Annotated in this window: 13 protein-coding genes and 1 pseudogene; 4 read left to right on the top strand and 10 right to left on the bottom strand. The window is 70.4% G+C overall.

The genetic code is table 11. The features are described 5' to 3' along the window. The first annotated feature begins 21 nt into the window (after window positions 1-21). Both FG385_RS03420 and FG385_RS03415 read left to right on the top strand, forming a co-directional pair. Window positions 22-1,353 carry an MFS transporter gene (locus FG385_RS03420; RefSeq protein WP_139095093.1) on the top strand — a complete coding sequence of 444 codons (1,332 nt, stop codon included), beginning with the start codon at window positions 22-24 and terminating at the stop codon, window positions 1,351-1,353. After that, window positions 1,350-2,741, top strand: a complete 1,392-nt coding sequence (locus FG385_RS03415; protein WP_139095092.1) for an FGGY-family carbohydrate kinase — start codon at window positions 1,350-1,352, stop codon at window positions 2,739-2,741. Before FG385_RS03420 ends, FG385_RS03415 begins: the two co-directional genes overlap by 4 nt. An 8-nt stretch (window positions 2,742-2,749) precedes the next feature. Here the strand turns inward: FG385_RS03415 and FG385_RS03410 are convergent, their stop codons facing one another. Then, window positions 2,750-3,040, bottom strand: coding sequence for an aromatic acid/H+ symport family MFS transporter (locus FG385_RS03410; RefSeq protein WP_139095091.1), 291 nt, complete (start codon window positions 3,038-3,040; stop codon window positions 2,750-2,752). A 426-nt stretch (window positions 3,041-3,466) separates the two neighbouring features. On the opposite strand from FG385_RS03410, the gene FG385_RS03405 reads away from it, so the two are divergent. Further along, window positions 3,467-4,489 (top strand): LLM class flavin-dependent oxidoreductase, encoded by a 1,023-nt coding sequence (locus FG385_RS03405; RefSeq protein ID WP_139095090.1) that lies wholly within the window; start codon window positions 3,467-3,469, stop codon window positions 4,487-4,489. 54 nt (window positions 4,490-4,543) lie between these two features. Here the strand turns inward: FG385_RS03405 and FG385_RS33765 are convergent, their stop codons facing one another. Then, window positions 4,544-5,731 carry an IniB N-terminal domain-containing protein gene (locus FG385_RS33765; protein WP_268815897.1) on the bottom strand — a complete coding sequence of 396 codons (1,188 nt, stop codon included), beginning with the start codon at window positions 5,729-5,731 and terminating at the stop codon, window positions 4,544-4,546. A 206-nt stretch (window positions 5,732-5,937) separates the two neighbouring features. On the opposite strand from FG385_RS33765, the gene FG385_RS03395 reads away from it, so the two are divergent. Next, window positions 5,938-8,403 (top strand): helix-turn-helix transcriptional regulator, encoded by a 2,466-nt coding sequence (locus FG385_RS03395; RefSeq protein WP_139095089.1) that lies wholly within the window; start codon window positions 5,938-5,940, stop codon window positions 8,401-8,403. A 106-nt stretch (window positions 8,404-8,509) separates the two neighbouring features. On the opposite strand, the gene FG385_RS03390 is transcribed toward FG385_RS03395, so the two are convergent. The 8 genes and pseudogenes from FG385_RS03390 to FG385_RS03355 form a co-directional block, all read right to left on the bottom strand. Then, on the bottom strand, window positions 8,510-9,112 hold the full coding sequence (locus FG385_RS03390) for an alpha/beta fold hydrolase (protein ID WP_200834274.1): 603 nt from the start codon (window positions 9,110-9,112) through the stop codon (window positions 8,510-8,512). Between the two features lie 562 nt (window positions 9,113-9,674). Continuing rightward, window positions 9,675-10,085, bottom strand: a complete 411-nt coding sequence (locus FG385_RS03385; RefSeq protein ID WP_139095088.1) for a hypothetical protein — start codon at window positions 10,083-10,085, stop codon at window positions 9,675-9,677. Next, complete coding sequence (locus tag FG385_RS03380; protein WP_235022364.1) at window positions 10,082-10,900, bottom strand: heavy metal-binding domain-containing protein; 819 nt, start codon at window positions 10,898-10,900, stop codon at window positions 10,082-10,084. The genes FG385_RS03385 and FG385_RS03380 overlap by 4 nt, the downstream gene beginning before the upstream one ends. 28 nt (window positions 10,901-10,928) lie before the next feature. Further along, window positions 10,929-11,759, bottom strand: a complete 831-nt coding sequence (locus FG385_RS03375; RefSeq protein WP_139095087.1) for a heavy metal-binding domain-containing protein — start codon at window positions 11,757-11,759, stop codon at window positions 10,929-10,931. A 166-nt stretch (window positions 11,760-11,925) separates the two neighbouring features. Beyond that, window positions 11,926-12,408: an NADH-dependent flavin reductase gene (gene nphA / locus FG385_RS03370; RefSeq protein ID WP_139095209.1), complete on the bottom strand. Its 483-nt coding sequence runs from the start codon at window positions 12,406-12,408 to the stop codon at window positions 11,926-11,928. A 59-nt stretch (window positions 12,409-12,467) separates the two neighbouring features. Beyond that, complete coding sequence (locus tag FG385_RS03365; protein WP_235022363.1) at window positions 12,468-13,973, bottom strand: 4-hydroxyphenylacetate 3-hydroxylase family protein; 1,506 nt, start codon at window positions 13,971-13,973, stop codon at window positions 12,468-12,470. Window positions 13,974-14,202: 229 nt separating this feature from the next. Beyond that, entirely contained in the window at window positions 14,203-14,907 is a 705-nt protein-coding gene (locus FG385_RS03360; RefSeq protein WP_235022362.1) for an IclR family transcriptional regulator, read from the bottom strand. 52 nt (window positions 14,908-14,959) lie between these two features. Next, a pseudogene (locus tag FG385_RS03355) lies at window positions 14,960-15,532 on the bottom strand (aldehyde dehydrogenase family protein); the annotation flags it as partial. Between the last annotated feature and the right edge of the window lie 19 nt (window positions 15,533-15,551).

Raw genomic sequence — 15,551 nt, 5'->3', positions numbered from 1 at the left:
ATCGACACCCATGGAGGCGTGATGAGTGCGATGACAACATCGAGGTTGTCCGAGCCCGGCAGCGGATTCGCCGGGCTCCTCAACAGGTGGGGGCTTCCGGCGCCCCTGCTGTTCGGATATGCCGGCCTGCTCCTGTTCATGGTCGGCGACGGCGTCGAGTCCGGCTTCATCGCGCCGTATATGGCCGGCAACGGCGCGGGCAGTGAGATCCACGCGTCCTATGTGATCACCGTGTACGGCGTCGCCGTCATGCTCGCGTCGTGGCTGTCGGGCGCATTGTCGGAACTGTGGGGCCCTCGGCGGGTGATGCTGGTCGGGCTGGGCGTCTGGGTGGTCTTCGACGTGCTGTTCCTCGCGCTCGCGGTGGGCGGCCACAACTATCCGCTGATGCTGATCTTCTACGGCATCCGCGGCTTCGGGTACCCGATGTTCGCGTTCGGCTTCCTGGTCTGGATCACCGCGGTCGCGCCGGTCGCGCGGCTCGGTGCCGCGGTCGGCTGGTTCTACTTCGCGTTCACCGGCGGCCTGCCCACGCTCGGCTCGCTCGTCGCGAGTATCACCAACCCGATCTTCGGCCACTACGGCACGTTGTGGCTGTCCGTCGGCATCCTGGCAGTCGGCGGCCTGATCGCCGTAGTGGGCGTGCGGGAGCGCGTCGGTTACCAGCGCCTGGCACCGCCGGAGGTGAAACCCGTGCAGAGCCTCGTCTCCAGCGTGTCGATCGCGTGGCAGAAGCCGCGGGTGGGCCTCGGCATGATCGCCCGCGTGATCAACACCGCCCCCGAGTTCGGCATGCTGGTGTTCTTCCCGACGATCTTCTCCGACAAGATCGGCTTCGGCGAGGAACGGTGGCTGCTGCTGGTATCGGTCATCTACGGCACGAACATCTTCTTCAACCTGATCTTCGGCCTGGCCTCGGACCGGATCGGCTGGCGCACCACGATCTTCTGGTTCGGCGCGATCGGCTGCGCGATCTCGATCCTGCTGCTGTACTTCGTCCCGACCGCGATGGGCGCGAACTACTACTGGCTCGCGCTGATCGTCGGGGCGCTCTACGGTGCCACGCTCGCGGGATTCGTGCCGATCTCGGCGCTGCTGCCCTCGCTCGCCCCGGAGAACAAGGGCGGCGCGATGGCGCTGCTCAACCTGGGCGCCGGTGCCGCGGCGTTCGTCGGGCCCGCGATCGTAAGCCTGTTCCTCGGCCCTGCCGGCGCGGCCGGAGTGGTGATCATCTTCGCCGCGCTGTACCTGGTCGCGGCCGTGATCGTGCGGTTCCTGAAGCTGCCGGAGGCCACCGAGCGGGCGATTGCCAAGGACGCCAACCTGCAGGATGTCTCGGCGGTGGTCCATTGACCGTCATCGGGATCGATGTCGCCACCGCGGGGGTTCGCGCCTTCGCGGTGGCCGACGACGGCCGAGTCCTGGCTCGGGCGGCGCGGTCGCTGCCCGGGCCGGTGCGGGCCGAAGGCGGGCGCAGCGAACAGGACGCGCGGGCGTGGTGGCCCGCCGTCGAATCCGCGGTGCGTGAGGTGAGCGAGGGCCTGACGGTCGAGGCGGTCGCGGTTTCGGCCACGTCGGGCACCGTCGTCGCGGTCGACGGTGTGGGGGAACCGGTGTCCCCCGCGCTGATGTACGACGACCGGCGCGGCGCCCAGGACAACGCCAAAGCCGCCGAACTCGGCGCGGAACGGTGGCACGCACTCGGCATGTCGGTGTCACCGACCGCCGCACTCGGCCGGATCTCGTGGCTGCACTCGGCCTTCCCGGAGGCGGCAGGTGTCCGGCACACCCCGGACCTGATCTGCGCGAAGCTGACCGGGGGGCCGGTCGCGACGGACTGGTCGCACGCCTTGAAGAGCGGTTACGACCCGCTGGCCGGCGAGTGGGCGCGGGAGGTGCTCGACGCGCTGGGGGTGCCGCGTGGATGGCTGCCCGAGGTCGTCGCCCCCGTATCGGTGCTGGGTGAGGTCGAGCGGCCGGTCGCCGGGCTGCCCAAGGGATGTCTGGTCGTGGCGGGGATGACCGACGGCTGCGCCGGGCAACTGGCCACGGGTGCGGTGCTGCCGGGCACGTTCGCGGGAATCCTCGGTACCACCTATGTCCTCAAAGGAGTGACCGAGCGGCTCGTACCCGATCCGGGCGGCGCCATGTACAGCCACCGGCATCCCGAGGGCTGGTGGCTGCCGGGCGGTGCGTCCAACACCGGCGGGGAAGGCCTCCGCGGCGAGGATCTGGCGGCCCTTGACGCGCTGGCCGGCCGGGGCCCGGCGCGGATCGTGGCTTACCCGCTGGCCCGGGCCGGCGAGCGTTTCCCCTTCGTCGCGCCCGACGCGCGTGGTTTCGTGCTCGGCACCCCGGCCGGCGAAGGGGAACTGCACCGGGCACGGCTGGAAGGGGTCGCCTTCGTCGAACGGCTCGCGCTGGAGCACCTGCATTCACTCGGCATCGAGGTGCGCGGCCCGCTGCTCGCCGCGGGCGGGGGCAGTAGAAGTCCACTGTGGACGAGGATCCGGGCGACCGTCACCGGGCTCAGCCTTCGCGTCTCCCCGCACGCGGAGACAGCCTACGGTGCCGCGCTGCTGGCCGCGGCCGCGGTCGCACCGGGTGGGCTGGCGGAAGCGAGTGCCCGGCTGCCCCGGGGCGGGACGGTGATCGACCCGGATCCGCGTGAGTCCGATGCGCTTGCCGAGTCCTACCAACGGTTCCTCGGCGAACTGCGGAGGCGCGGCTGGCTGACTTGACGTACCCCTCAGCCCGCCGACGATTGCTCGCCTCGCGGCCCGCGTGACCGCGGTGCGGCGAGACCGGCGGCCGAGGTAGCGCACCGTGATCGCCGAAGCCACCACCGGGACCGCGAGCATGAGGAACGCTGTGCGTGCATCCCAGCCCAGCCGGCGCCGAGCGCGGCACCGGCCACGAGCGGGCCGAGGATGCCGCCGTCCCGGCCGACGACGAGTGCCCAGCTGACGCCCGTGGACCGCGCGTCCGGCGGGTAGAACACCGCGCCCCGGCCGATACCGGCCACCTTCGCGCCACCCACGATCGATACTGTGCCGAAGGATCTCGTCTAGTGTTTCGTGATCTTGTTGTCTTTGCGCGCGGGTGTGTTTGTTTGCCAGGCTACTGAGTTGGCCCTTGGCGTCGCAGAGTTGGCTCGGGGCGTTATCGAGTTGGCCGGCCGCTGTCGCCGGGGGCACAGTCAGCGACCGGACCAGCCAACTCGACACCGCAGCGGACAAACCCAACGACCCTACGGGCAAACACGGCAACGTAAACCGGACAGGATCACACGACACTAGGCACTGAGGCACGCCGGACGCGGAAGGAGCCTGGTGTGGCGAGTGGCCTACGCTGAAGTGCCTTCCGCCACCGGCAAGGGTGAAATGCCGGCTGGCGATCTCACGTCCTGCTCACACTGTGGCGGCACGCGGGAATCAAACCCGGCCGCCGGGCGCTGTGAGGTGGCGTGAAAAAGATCGGATTCCTCTCGTTCGGTCACTGGTCGTCGAGCCCGCACTCGCAGACCCGGTCCGGCGCCGACTTCCTGCATCAGTCGATCGATCTGGCGGTCGCCGCCGAGGAGCTCGGTGCCGACGGCGCGTACTTCCGCGTGCACCACTTCGCCCGCCAGGCGGCCAGCCCGTTCCCGCTGCTTTCGGCGATCGGGGCGCGCACCTCGAAGATCGAGATCGGCACCGGCGTGATCGACATGCGCTACGAGAACCCGATGTACATGGCCGAGGACGCGGGCGCCGCCGACCTCATCTCCGGCGGCCGGCTCCAGCTCGGCATCAGCCGGGGCTCCCCCGAGCAGGTCATCGAGGGCTGGCGTTACTTCGGTTTCGCCCCGGCCGACGGTGAGTCCGACGCGGATATGGCCCGCCGGCACACCGAGGTCTTCCTCAAGGTGATCGAGGGCGAGGGCTTCGCGCGGCCGAACCCGCGGCCGATGTTCGCCAACCCGCCGGGCCTGCTGCGGATCGAGCCGTACTCCGAAGGACTGCGGGAGCGCATCTGGTGGGGCTCCGGTTCGAACGCGACCGGTGTCTGGGCCGCCAAACTGGGCATGAACCTGCAGAGCTCCACGCTCAAGAACGACGAAGGCGGCGAGCCGCTGCACGTCCAGCAGCGCAAGCAGATCGAGGCCTACCGCGAAGCGTGGCGAAAGGCCGGTCACGCGCGAGAGCCGCGAGTGTCGGTCAGCCGCAGCATTTTCGCCCTGACCACCGACACCGACCGGGCCTACTTCGGCCACGACGGCGACTCGCACGACCAGATCGGCATGATCGACGAAACCACGCGGGCGATCTTCGGACGTTCCTACGCCGCCGAGCCCGACGTGCTGGTCACCCAGCTCAAGGAAGACGAGGCCATCCAGGCCGCGGACACGCTGCTGCTGACGATCCCGAACCAGCTCGGGGTCGACTACAACGCCCACCTGCTCGAGAACATCCTCACCTACGTGGCACCGGAACTCGGCTGGCGCTGAACAGCGACGGGCCCGGACCTCCGCGGGGAAGGTCCGGGCCCGTGGTGCCGACGATCAGAGCCCGAGGCCGAGGTCGTGCAGCGGGGTCTCCGCGCTGTGCAGGTCCAGCGCGTCGGTGTGCGGAGCGATGCTGCTGACGTGATCCTGCACCGCGCTCACGTCGTGATGCAGGTCGGTGACGCCGGAGCCACCGAACGAGCTCAGGGCGTGGTCCACGACGGGGCCCGCGACAGGCGCGTGCGCGGCGAGACCGCTCGCGGTGCCGGTCACCGTGCTGACGGCGTCGCTCGGGTTCGGCACCGCGGGCACGGCGGGAACCGCCGGCACGGCCGGGAGCGCGTGCACCGCGGGAACCGCGGGGACCGCCGGCAGGGCGGGCACGGCCGGGAGTGCCGGAACGGCAGGCGCCGCGGGGAGGGTGGCCGCGGCGTGGTCCAGCGTGCTGGACAGGTCGCCGTTCGGGCCGAAGTCGCCGCCGAGGAACTGACTCGCGAGGGCCTGCCCGCTCGGCACGCCGACCGGCGTGGACCCGAGGGTCTCGTTGCCGATGCCGAGCGCCGCGCCGCCGTCGAACCGGACCTGGCCGGCCAGGTCGCCGAGCGGGCCGCCGACACCCGGCAGCGAGCTCACGGTGTTGATCGCGGCATGCGTCAACTGGGCGTCGCCGAGGTGGTTCGTCGCCGCGTCGACCACCGAACCGACGAGCTTGCCGTCGGCCACGTGCTCGTGTACTGCGGCAGCGGTGTTCTGCAGGTCCACGTCTTCGGCGTCCACCAGCGGCCCGACCACCGGCACGCCGCCGACCGCGCCCGCGACCTCGTGCACGATGCCCGAGGCGGTGTGGAGGGCGGTGTCCGCGACGGTGTTCACGCCGGTCGCGCCCGCCAGATCGCTGGCCGTGCCGAACACGCCGCTCAGGTCCGGCAGGCTGCCCAGCGCGCCGGCGGCGACGTGGGTGACGTCGCTCAGCAGCGGGGACGCGGCGCCGCCGACGGTCGCCACCGCGTTGTCCAACGTGGGCGCGACGTCGCCGCCGGCGGCGAAGGAGCTCAGCGGTGCCGCCACGGAGGCGGGCGCGGTGTCCATGACGAGCGGAATGATCTCGTGCACGTCCGCCGGGGTGACGTCAGGCAGCCCGGCGGCGTTCAGCATCGCCTGCGGGTTGGTGTCGAAGCCCGCCAGAGCCTGGTTGTCGCTCAGGAGGTTCATTACGAATTCGTGCAGTGTCTGCACCGGCCCCATAGTCGTCTTCCCTCGAAAAATAGCCACTGGATGAGCAGTACGATTTGAGATCAAGTCACCTTGCCTCGCGAGGAGGGTAGTCCTGTCGTGTCCGAGCGTCATCGGGGGTCACTCCGAGTCCCCGGCCGACCCCACTAGGGGTCCAAATGGCCCACCGACTAGGGTCACTAGGCCTATACGGTCAGTGACGGGGGGTTATCACGACCATGCCGGACGTGTTGGTCGCCAGTGCTGAAGTCCGGAAACTGGCAGGTGCGCTCGGCGCCGATCCGCTCGCGCCGGTACGCGCCGCGATCGTCGCACCCGGCGGGTACGGCAAGAGCACGCTGCTCGACGAGTTGCGCCGCCTGCTGCGGGACGCCGATGTACCCGTGCTGAGCCTCGGCGAAGCGCTCGCTGACGAGACACGGCGAGCCGTGATCGTGGTCGACGACGCCCATCGGCTGCCGCACGACCAGATGGAATTCCTGGTCAAGGTCGCGGTGGCCGAGCACGCGCGGCTGATGGTCGCCTACCGGCCGTGGCCGCGATCGCCCGCGCTGGCCGAACTCGCCGGCCTCCTGGAACGCAGCGCGCCGCCGTTGCTGCTCGAGCCACTGGACCGCGCGGGCATCGCCCAGCGGGCCACCGCGCTGCTCGGCGCGGACCCGCCGGCCGGTCTCGTCGATCTGCTGGAGAGCCAAACGGGCGGCGTGCCGCGGTACGTCGATCGGGTGCTGCACGCCTTACGCGATGCGAACGCGCCGTTCCAGGTGCCGCGGGCGGCCATCGCGGGGTTCCAGCCCGAGTTCGACCGGCTCGACCCAGGGGTGCACCGGCTGCTGCTCGGCAAGGCGCTCTCGCCCGGCCTGCCCGCCGAGACGCTGACCACGTTGCTCGGCCTCGACGTGGACACCGCATGCGAGGTGACGGGCGGCGCCCGCGCGACGGGAATGCTGGACGGCGGCGGTGCGCTGCTGCCTGTCGCCCGGCTGGCCATCACCGCGCTCAGCCCGGGCGAACGCAAACTGTTGGTGCAGCAGCAACTCGTCGAGGCACAGCGGGAGCGCGGCGGCCCCGTGCTCGACCTGGTTCGTCCCCTGCTGGGAACCGGGGCGAGTGGCCGGAGCGTCGCCGCGGGGTTCGAGCAGGCCGGGGACGAGGCGCTCGCCGAATCGCCGGAACTGGCCGGCGAACTCTATGCCGCCGCGATCGCCGCCGGGACGCCGGCCGCCGCTGTGGCGGGCCGCCGGGCGCAGGCCGCCGCCCAGGCAGGCGATTTCGACACCGCCTTGCGGCTGGCCGACGGCATGCTGGCCGACGCCGGCGAAGCGGACCGGGCCCACGCCGCCAACGTCGCGGGCACCGCACTCGCCTACCGGGGCCTGCTCGGGTCCAGTGCCGAGCTGTACCGGTGGTCCGGGTCGTCGTTCGCGGTGATCGGCCTGATCGGGACGGGGCACCTGACCGAAGCCGAGCGGCTGCTTGCCGAGCATCGCCACAGCGGTCCACCGGTGCTGGCGGCCAGCGCCGCCGCACAGCTGGCGCACGGTGTCCACCAGTCGGTGCGCGACGGCGCCGGCGCGCTCGCCACCCTGACCCGCGCCTCGTCGATGCTGGAACCGGTGGGGCGCACGGAACTGCTGCCTGACACCCCGGCCGCGCTGGCCGCGCTGGTGGCGCTGCACTGCGGCGAGTTCATGGTCGCCGACCTGGTGCTGGAGCGTGCGATCGACGCGAGAATGGGCGGCACGCTCGCCGCCCGCCGGCACCGGCTGCTGCAAGCGTGGGGCGCCATGCTGCGCGGAGACACGGCCGCTGCCAGGGCGAAACTGGCCGAGGCCGGCCGGGAACCCGGCACACCGGAGCTTCGCGATGCGCTGATGGCTTCGGCGCTGGAGGTCGGGATCGCCCGCCGGGAAAGCGATCTCGGCGCGGTGCGGAACATCTGGGACCAGGCGAGGGAGCTGGCCGTGCGCCATCCGGTCGACCTGTTTTCGCTGCTGCCATTGGGAGAACTGACGGTGGCCGCCACCCGGCTCGGTGCGGCAGGCCGGCTCGCGCCGCAACTGAAGGAGGCCGGCGTCCTGCTCGGGAAGCTGGGCAATCCTCCGTTGTGGGAGGCGACCTTGCGGTGGCACCGGATGTACGCCGCGGTCGTCGGCGAACACCCGGACGCCGCCGAACCCCATGCCGCCGCGCTGGCGGCGGTGGCGGACCAGCACCCGTACTTCGCGGCCTTGGCCACGGCCGCCCGTGGCTGGCTCGACGTGCTGTCCGGAACCATCGATCCCGACCGGATCGAGTCGGCGGCCCGCGGCCTGACCGAAGCCGGTCTGCGGTGGGACGGTCCGCGGCTGGCCGGGCAGGCCGCGATCCGCACCACCGACCGCAGGGCGATGCTCCGCCTGCTCGACTGCGCCCGCGCGCTGCAGGGTGCCGAAGGCGCCGGCCGGGCACCGCGGGCGGAAGCGCCGGCCGGTACCGCGGACGCGCTCAGCGAACGGGAACGCGAGGTGGCCGAACTGGTCGTCGCCGGGGTCACCTACAAGGAAATCGGCCGGCGCCTGTTCATCTCGGCGAAGACCGTCGAGTACCACGTAGCCCGGATGCGGCAGCGGTTCAGCTGCGAGTCCCGCGACGATCTGCTCGAACAGTTGCGGGTCCTGGTGGGCCCGAAGCCGCCATCCTGAGCGTGCTGCCCCGCTATCGTGCCTCGCTGATCGTCGTGAGCAGCCCGGCCAGCTCGTGGGGACGGTTGCTGGCCACCATGTGGTTCGTCGCGATCTCGTGGTATTTTCAGTGGTTCGACGCCCTGGCGTGCTCGGCGGCCACCCAGAACGGGTTGCCTCCGACCGGGTCCACAGTGGCCTTGATGTAGGTCAGACCGAAGTCGTATTCCTCGACCGGCCGCGGGAGGCGGACCGGCTCGGTGAAGCAGCGCACCGGATGCGGTACGCGCCGGGCCGACTGCCACGCGCCCTCGTCCGGGTCGTCGTACTGACGGTCAGCGGGCGGCACGAGCCATTGGTCGCCGAGCCCGACCAGCGAGGGACCAGCCTGGCCTGACACGCTCTCCCCGTCCGCGGGCACGAACGCGTCGAGGTACACGAGTTCGCGGATGCGGTCGTGGATATGCGCCAGCGCGCCCGTGACGACGGCGCCGCCGTAGGAATACCCCACCGCGACGATGTCCCGCAGATCCTCGAACACGACGTGGTTGACGACGTCATGCACGTGGGTGGTGAGATCGACCATCGGGCCGGCGAGGTGGACACGTTCCCCGATCCCGGTCAGGCTCGGGGTGAACACCTCATGCCCGCCGGCCGCGAGCACCTTGCGAACGGCTCGCCACCCGTGTGCGCCGCTCCAGCCGCCGTGGATGAGAACGAAGGTCGCCACGCCGCACAGTCTCTCACCATCGGCAACCTTGAGGCCCAGCCCCGTGCCGAGGGCCGAGCTCCCGGCCCGCGAACACGACGGCCTCGGGCCACCAGTACGTGGCGGCGTCGGCGAACGTGACGGTCAGCCTTCCCTGCCCGCGTCACCGGTTTCCTCCAGGCGACGGAGCGCGGCCGGCCCGAGCTGGTCGCTGGTCAAGTGGTGCACCGCCGGATAACCAAGAGGCGCCGACCCGTCATGGCGGTCGGTGAAGGCAGCCGGATCCGGGCAAACGGGTGGCGAGAGCGTCACCGGCGGGTATCCCCCGTTTGTCTCCAGCTCCCGCGAGTGCGCCGGTCCGCAGACTGTCCATATCGGACCGTCCGGGTATCCTGACGCGCGGGTCCCCGGTGATGACGTCGTCGAGCCGCCAGCCGGCACGGATCAGCGCGTGGCGCGCGCGGTCCAGGCAGGTCACGTGCGCTTCCCGTGACTCGCCCGGTCGGGTGCCGCCCTGCTCCGTCATGTATCAGGAATAGCGCGCCCGGAGCCTCGCTGCGGTCTCAATCTGAGACACATCGCCCTATCCGCCCAGCAGGCGGGCCAGCGCCGCCCGTGCCGTGGCGTCGCGTTCGGCAAGTCTGCCGAGTTCCTCCGCGAGGAGGGAGAGCCAGTCGTCGACGGTGATCGTCTTGCGGCTGATCACCACGTCCCGGACCACGGTGCGGACTTCGGCGTCCACACCACGTTTGCCCTGGCGCAGTTCCAGTTCCCGGTCGTCGCCGCGCACCCGCAGCGCGAGCGGCTGGCCGGGCCGGCCCGCCATGCGGTCGGCCACCGACCGGCGGTAGTCGATCTCCACCATGCCTTCGGGCAGCGCCTCGCGGAGGGTGTGGGTGAGCACCCGGGCGTAGGACTCGACATCCGACCGGTCCGCCCGCAGCGAGGCGATCACCACGTGCATGTCCCAGCCGGGACCGGGCTCCCCGGTCATGAATCCACCAGGGGCAGGACGAGTTGCGGTTTGCTGATGATGTGGTCCTCGCGCAGCGGGCGGATCGCCGTGCCGATCGCGAAGAACTCCGTCGTGTGACCGCCCCAGTGATGCGGTAGCGACAGCAACTGCACGCCGACGATGCCCTCGGCCTCGAGCGCCTCGGCTTCCGCCTGCATCCGGGACATGGCGAGCTCACGGGCGTCGTAGAGCGCCTCGGTGAACTGCGGGACCTCGACGTTCTGGCCGATATTGCCGACCGCCTGCCAGAACCGCTGATGCGCGATGTGGTAGACGCACGAACCCATCACCATGCCCAGCGGCGCGTAGCCGGCCTGCACCAGCGTCCAGAAGTCCTGGCCGTTCAGGTCCGAGGTGAAGGGCTGGCCGGTGTTGTTGCGCCAGTTGCCCGGTTCATCCGCTTTGACCGCCGTGCCGACCGCGACGAACTCGGCCAGGTCGTTGCCGAACTCCTTGAACTCGATCTCCAGCCGGACGCCGACGATCCCGTCCGCGCCGAGCACGTCCGCTTCGGCCTCCATCCGCGACATCGCCAGTTCGCGCGCGTGGTACATGGCCTGGGACAGCGTGCCCAGTTCCTGGTTCTTGCTCCACCGGCCGACCTGGAAGCCGACGTGGTAGATGCTCGAGCCGAGCACCAGGCCCAGCGGCCGGAAACCCGCCTCCCGGACCAGAAGGAACTCGTTGACCGACAGATCCGAGGTGAACAGCGTGGTCTTCTGCCCCGGCCGCATCTCGGCGAGCCGGCGCATCGCATCCTCGGGGATGTGCTGCCCTTCGACCTCCGCGCTCATCGCGTCTCCATCTCATCCGTCCGGTCGGTCATCGCGGGTCCCGCAGGGGCATGATCGTCAGCGCCTTCGTCCTCGCCTTGTGGTCGCGGTGAAAGCGGCTGATCGTCGTGCCGAACACGGTGGCCTCGGCGCACAGCAGCGGCGTGTTGCCGGCGTCCTGGTGCCACGAACGCAGGCTCATGCTGGCCACGATCGCGCCGTCACCACCCGAATCGCGCGCGTGCCCGGCGAAGCTCTGCCGTGACCGGGCGCGCGTGCGGGTGATCAACTGGGTGTAGGCGTCCACCTCGGAATTGCCGGCCATCACTGACATCTGCGCGCGGCTCTGCCAGTCCAGGAACTGGCTCTCCACCGCGATCCCGATCGCGATCCGCGCCGGCACCCAGCCGGCCTGCATCAGCTTCGCCACGTCCTGGCCCGGCAGGTCCGTGGTGAACAGGCTTTTCGGCCGGTGCGCCGAATCCGCCCGCACCGCGGTGCCGAGCGCCAGGAACTCCTGGCCGTTCTCCCCCAGCCGGCCGCGGGTCAGCCGGACAGCGACGATGCCGTCGGCGTTCATGCCCTTGGCCTCCGTCGTCATCCGGGCCAGCGCGGCGTCGTACCCGTGATACAGCGCGTCGACATACGGCTGGAAACTGACCGAACCGGCGAAACCGCCCATTCCGTAGCCGAGCCCACCGGTCCAGCCGATGTTCTGCACGATGCAGCCCATCACCTCGCCGACCGGACGCAGGCCCACGGACTCCACTCCGACCGCGCCGGCCACCGGCAGCAGGGAAGTCTTCAGGCCGCGCTCGCGGTACCGCGCCAACCGCTCGCGCGCGACACCCGGGAGCCAGTCCCCGTCCGTGCCGGCCACCGCGACCTCCTCCGCCCGATCTTGGCCCCTCACCGTTCATCGTGCCATGAGGGACCAGACGGGAGTGCGCGCGGTGAGGCCTCGGCCGTTCGCCGAGCAGGAGAGCACCGAGCGCGATGCACACCAGAGGCAGCGCGCCGAGGTAGCGGCGGCCGGTGATCGCGGTTCAGAAACCCCACGGGTCGTCGTGTCCGGCGACCTGAAGGGACCGGAAGCTGCCGGTGTAGAACACCAGGAGATGACCGTCGTCGTACCACAGGTGCCCGACGCGGCCGACGTGCAGCGAATGGTCACCCGCCGGATAGGACGCCTCGACCGTGCACGCGAGATGGACGAGAGAGCCTTCCAGCAAGGGCAAGCCGTTCCGCCACACGAACCGCACGGTTTCCGGCGCGTGCAGCGCACCGGCGAAGTGCAGAGACAACGGCTCCTGGTCCCCGGCCAGGATCGAGACACCGTACTTGCCGGTGGCGCGGATCCGACTGTCCATTTTGGCCTTCGTCGCGATGGACACGAGCACCAGCGGGGGATCCAGCGACACCGAGGTGAAGGCGTTCGCCGTCATGCCGTGCACGGACTCCGCGTCCTCGGCGCCTGCCGTCGTGACGATGGTGACGCCGCTGGCGAACCGGCCGAGCGCCTTGCGCATCCGCGACGGGGAAATTGTCAGGCTCGCGTCACCCTCGGGCGCCGACGTCGGCACGGTGCTCACCTCCTGACGATGGCGAGATCGTCGTTGTTCAGCAGATCGGGTCGGGTCCAGCCGTCCACGTCGTACTCCGCCATGCACTGCTCGGCGAAACCCTTGAGCGCGACGTCCTGCCCCGATGCCTGGTAGGCGAACAGGGTCTCGAAGCGTACGGCCTCGTTGTTGCCCGCGTAGTTGCGTTCGTACAGCTCGTGCCTGCCGCCGAACTCGGTGCCGACGGCGTCCCAGAGCAGTTTGAGCAGTTTGACCCGGTCGATCGCCTCGACCCCGTTGGACCCGCGCACGTACTGGTCGAGGTACGGGCGGATGTCGGGGTTCTTCCAGTCTTCCGCGTGCGAGTTCAGGTAGATCAGCCCGCTGCCGAGGGTCTGCTGGATGATTTCCTTGATCCTCGGGTAGCCGATGCCCATGAACGTGCGGTAGGCCAGGCCGTAGTTGAGGTTCGGCTGCACGGCGTCACCGACCCACTCCTGCGGCGACTTCGCCATCGCGTCGGTCAGGCCCCAGAACAGGTCGCGCCAGTTGAGGATCTCCCCGACCTGCATCTGCACACCGCGGAAACCGGCCGATCCGGTCAGGTCCACCGCCTTCAGCACGCAGCCGGCGATGAAGTCGAGCTTGACCGCGAGCCGGGTGCACCCGTGGAAGGTGAAGCGCGGGATGAAGCCCGAGCCCATCACGAAGCTGCTCGCGGCCGCGGCGTCGTACATGAAGATGTTCTCCCACGGCACCAGCACGCGATCGAACACCATGATCGCGTCGTTCTCGTCGAACCGGCTCGACAGCGGGTAGTCGAACGGGGTACCCATCACCGCCGCGTTCATCTCGTAGGAGGTGCGGCAGAACAGCTTCAGCCCCGGCGCGTTCATCGGCACGGTGAACACCAGGCCGAACTCCTTCTTGCGCAACGGAAGGCCGTAATGCGCGATGAAGTTCGCATTGGTGAGCGCCGATCCGGTGGCGACGACCTTGGCGCCGGACACGATCACGCCCGCGCCGGTCTCCTCCACCACGTGGACGCATACGTCGGCGGTTTCGTCCGCCGGCTTGTCGCGGTCGATCGGCGGATTCACGATGGCGTGGTTGAGATACAGCACGCGTTCCTGCGTTTCCTTGTACCAGCGGAGCGCGTTTTCCCGGTAGGGGCCGTAGAAGTCCGCGTTCGCGCCGAGGGTGCCGAGGAACGCCGCCTTGTAGTCGGGGCTGCGCCCCATCCAGCCGTACACCTGGCGCTGCCAGGCGGCGACGGCGTCCCGCGCCTGCACGAGATCATCCGACGATCGCGCGGTGCGGAAGAAGGGATGCGTGAAGCCGCCGTTGCCGGTGTCGGTCGGCACGGTCAGCACCCCCTTGTCCTCCGGCGCGTGCAGCGCGTCGTAGAGACCCGCGATGGACCGAGCCGAGTTGCGGAAGGCTGGGTGGGTGGTGACGTCGTCGACGCGTTCGCCGCGGAAGTACACCTCGCGTCCGTCACGAAGGGAGTCGAGGTATTCCGCGCCGGTCATCGGACGAACGTCGTTGGCCGCGGAGGCTGGCACTTCCAGAGCCGGGGATGTGGTCATCGTTTCCTCGTCCAAACGGGACGGCCGCCGTGGGCGTGAGCCGTCGGTGATCAGGTGCACCCCGAGGATGGCGCGCGCCGGCTCACGCCGGCCGCGCTTTTCGGGATGGTGGAACGGCGAGTGGGCGTCCGGTGCCCGGTGTCCGAGCACACGGAAACCACGACCGCCTCGCTCACGACGCGCGCCGCCAGGCGACCGTGGCACCGTCCACGGGGCCGGCCGATTCGGCAATCGCCCGCGAGACCTCGTGCGCGGCCGCGACAACGACGCCGGCGTACTCGGACTGCGCGGGACCGAAACGGCTCACCGGGACGCTCATGCTCAGCGCGGCCACCACCGTCCCCAGATCGTCGCGAACCGGCGCGGCCACGCAGCGCACATCGGACACGGCCTCGCCCAGGTCGAGGGCGAAACCGGCGGAGCGCACGCGTTCCAGCGCGGCAAGCAGTTCGGCGGGCGACGTGATCGTCGCCCCGGTGTACCGCTTGAGGCCGCGCCCGGCGAGATAGCGGCGGAGCTCGATCTCCCCGCACCGCGCCAGCAACACCTTGCCGACCGCCGTGCAGTGCGCGTCCGGGCGGGTGCCCACGCGTGCCCCGTGGACGGACAGGTTGTGGGTGCCCACCACCTTGTCCACATAGAGCACCCGCCACCGGTCCATCACGGCCAGGTGGGCGGTTTCGCCGTAGCGTTCCACCAGCCGGTCGAGGATCGGCGCGGCACAGGACCGGACGTCGATCGTGCCGCGGAGGGCTTCGCCGAGTTCGACCACACGCCAGCCGATGCGGTAACGCCCCCGGGCCCGGCACTGGAGCAGTCCGATCTGGGTCAGGCTGGCGAGCAGCGTGTGCGAGCTCGACCGGGGCAGGCCGCGCACCGGTCGCGGTCGAACCGGTGAAGGTGATCCGGTCGACGCGGGGATCGGCCGTCAGCGGGCCGGCCACCTCTTCACCGCCGAAACCGTGCACGATGTTGAGCACTCCCGCGGGCAGGCCCGCCTCGAGGGCGAGCCGCCCGAAGCGGTCCGCTGTCAGCGGCGTCTGCGGCGCGGGCTTGAGGACCGCGGTATTGCCGAACGCCAGTGCCGGCGCGATCTTCCAGGTGGCCAGCATCAGCGGCGCGTTCCACGGGCTGATCGCGGTGACCACGCCCGCGGGCGGATACAGCGTGTACGACAGCAGGTCGCCGTCCTGGTAGGCCTCGTTGCCCGCCAGCGCCACGTAATCGGCGAAGAACCGGAAGTTGTGCGCGACACGCGGGATCTCGGCGTGCTCGAGGTGGCGGATGTTCTTGCCCGCGTCCCGGGTCTCGAGCTCGGCCAGTTCGCCGGTGTGCGCCTCCACCGCGTCGGCGACGGCGTGCAGGATCTTCGCCCGCTCCCTGGCCGGCATCCGCGGCCACGGCCCCTCGTCGAACGCCGTGCGGGCGGCCCCGATCGCCCGCACGGCGTCCTTCGCGGTGCCCCGCGCGACGTCGGCCAGCGGTGAGTCGTCGCGCGCCATAGGAGTCCAGCTTGGCGGC

This window comes from Amycolatopsis alkalitolerans (assembly GCF_006152065.1).
GTDB lineage: Bacteria > Actinomycetota > Actinomycetes > Mycobacteriales > Pseudonocardiaceae > Amycolatopsis_E > Amycolatopsis_E alkalitolerans.
The sequence above is the reverse complement of the archived record's forward strand: the minus strand, read 5'-3'. Positions and strand labels throughout refer to the sequence as shown.

Excerpts from the sequence above, each read along its gene's own strand:
- FG385_RS03380 (WP_235022364.1), bottom strand. The coding sequence starts at position 10,900 with ATGAGCGCGGAGGTCGAAGGGCAGCACATCCCCGAGGATGCGATGCGC.
- FG385_RS03420 (WP_139095093.1), top strand. The coding sequence starts at position 22 with ATGAGTGCGATGACAACATCGAGGTTGTCCGAGCCCGGCAGCGGATTC.
- FG385_RS33765 (WP_268815897.1), bottom strand. The coding sequence starts at position 5,731 with ATGGGGCCGGTGCAGACACTGCACGAATTCGTAATGAACCTCCTGAGC.
- FG385_RS03365 (WP_235022363.1), bottom strand. The coding sequence starts at position 13,973 with ATGACCGGCGCGGAATACCTCGACTCCCTTCGTGACGGACGCGAGGTG.
- FG385_RS03385 (WP_139095088.1), bottom strand. The coding sequence starts at position 10,085 with ATGACCGGGGAGCCCGGTCCCGGCTGGGACATGCACGTGGTGATCGCC.
- FG385_RS03395 (WP_139095089.1), top strand. The coding sequence starts at position 5,938 with ATGCCGGACGTGTTGGTCGCCAGTGCTGAAGTCCGGAAACTGGCAGGT.
- nphA (WP_139095209.1), bottom strand. The coding sequence starts at position 12,408 with ATGCGCAAGGCGCTCGGCCGGTTCGCCAGCGGCGTCACCATCGTCACG.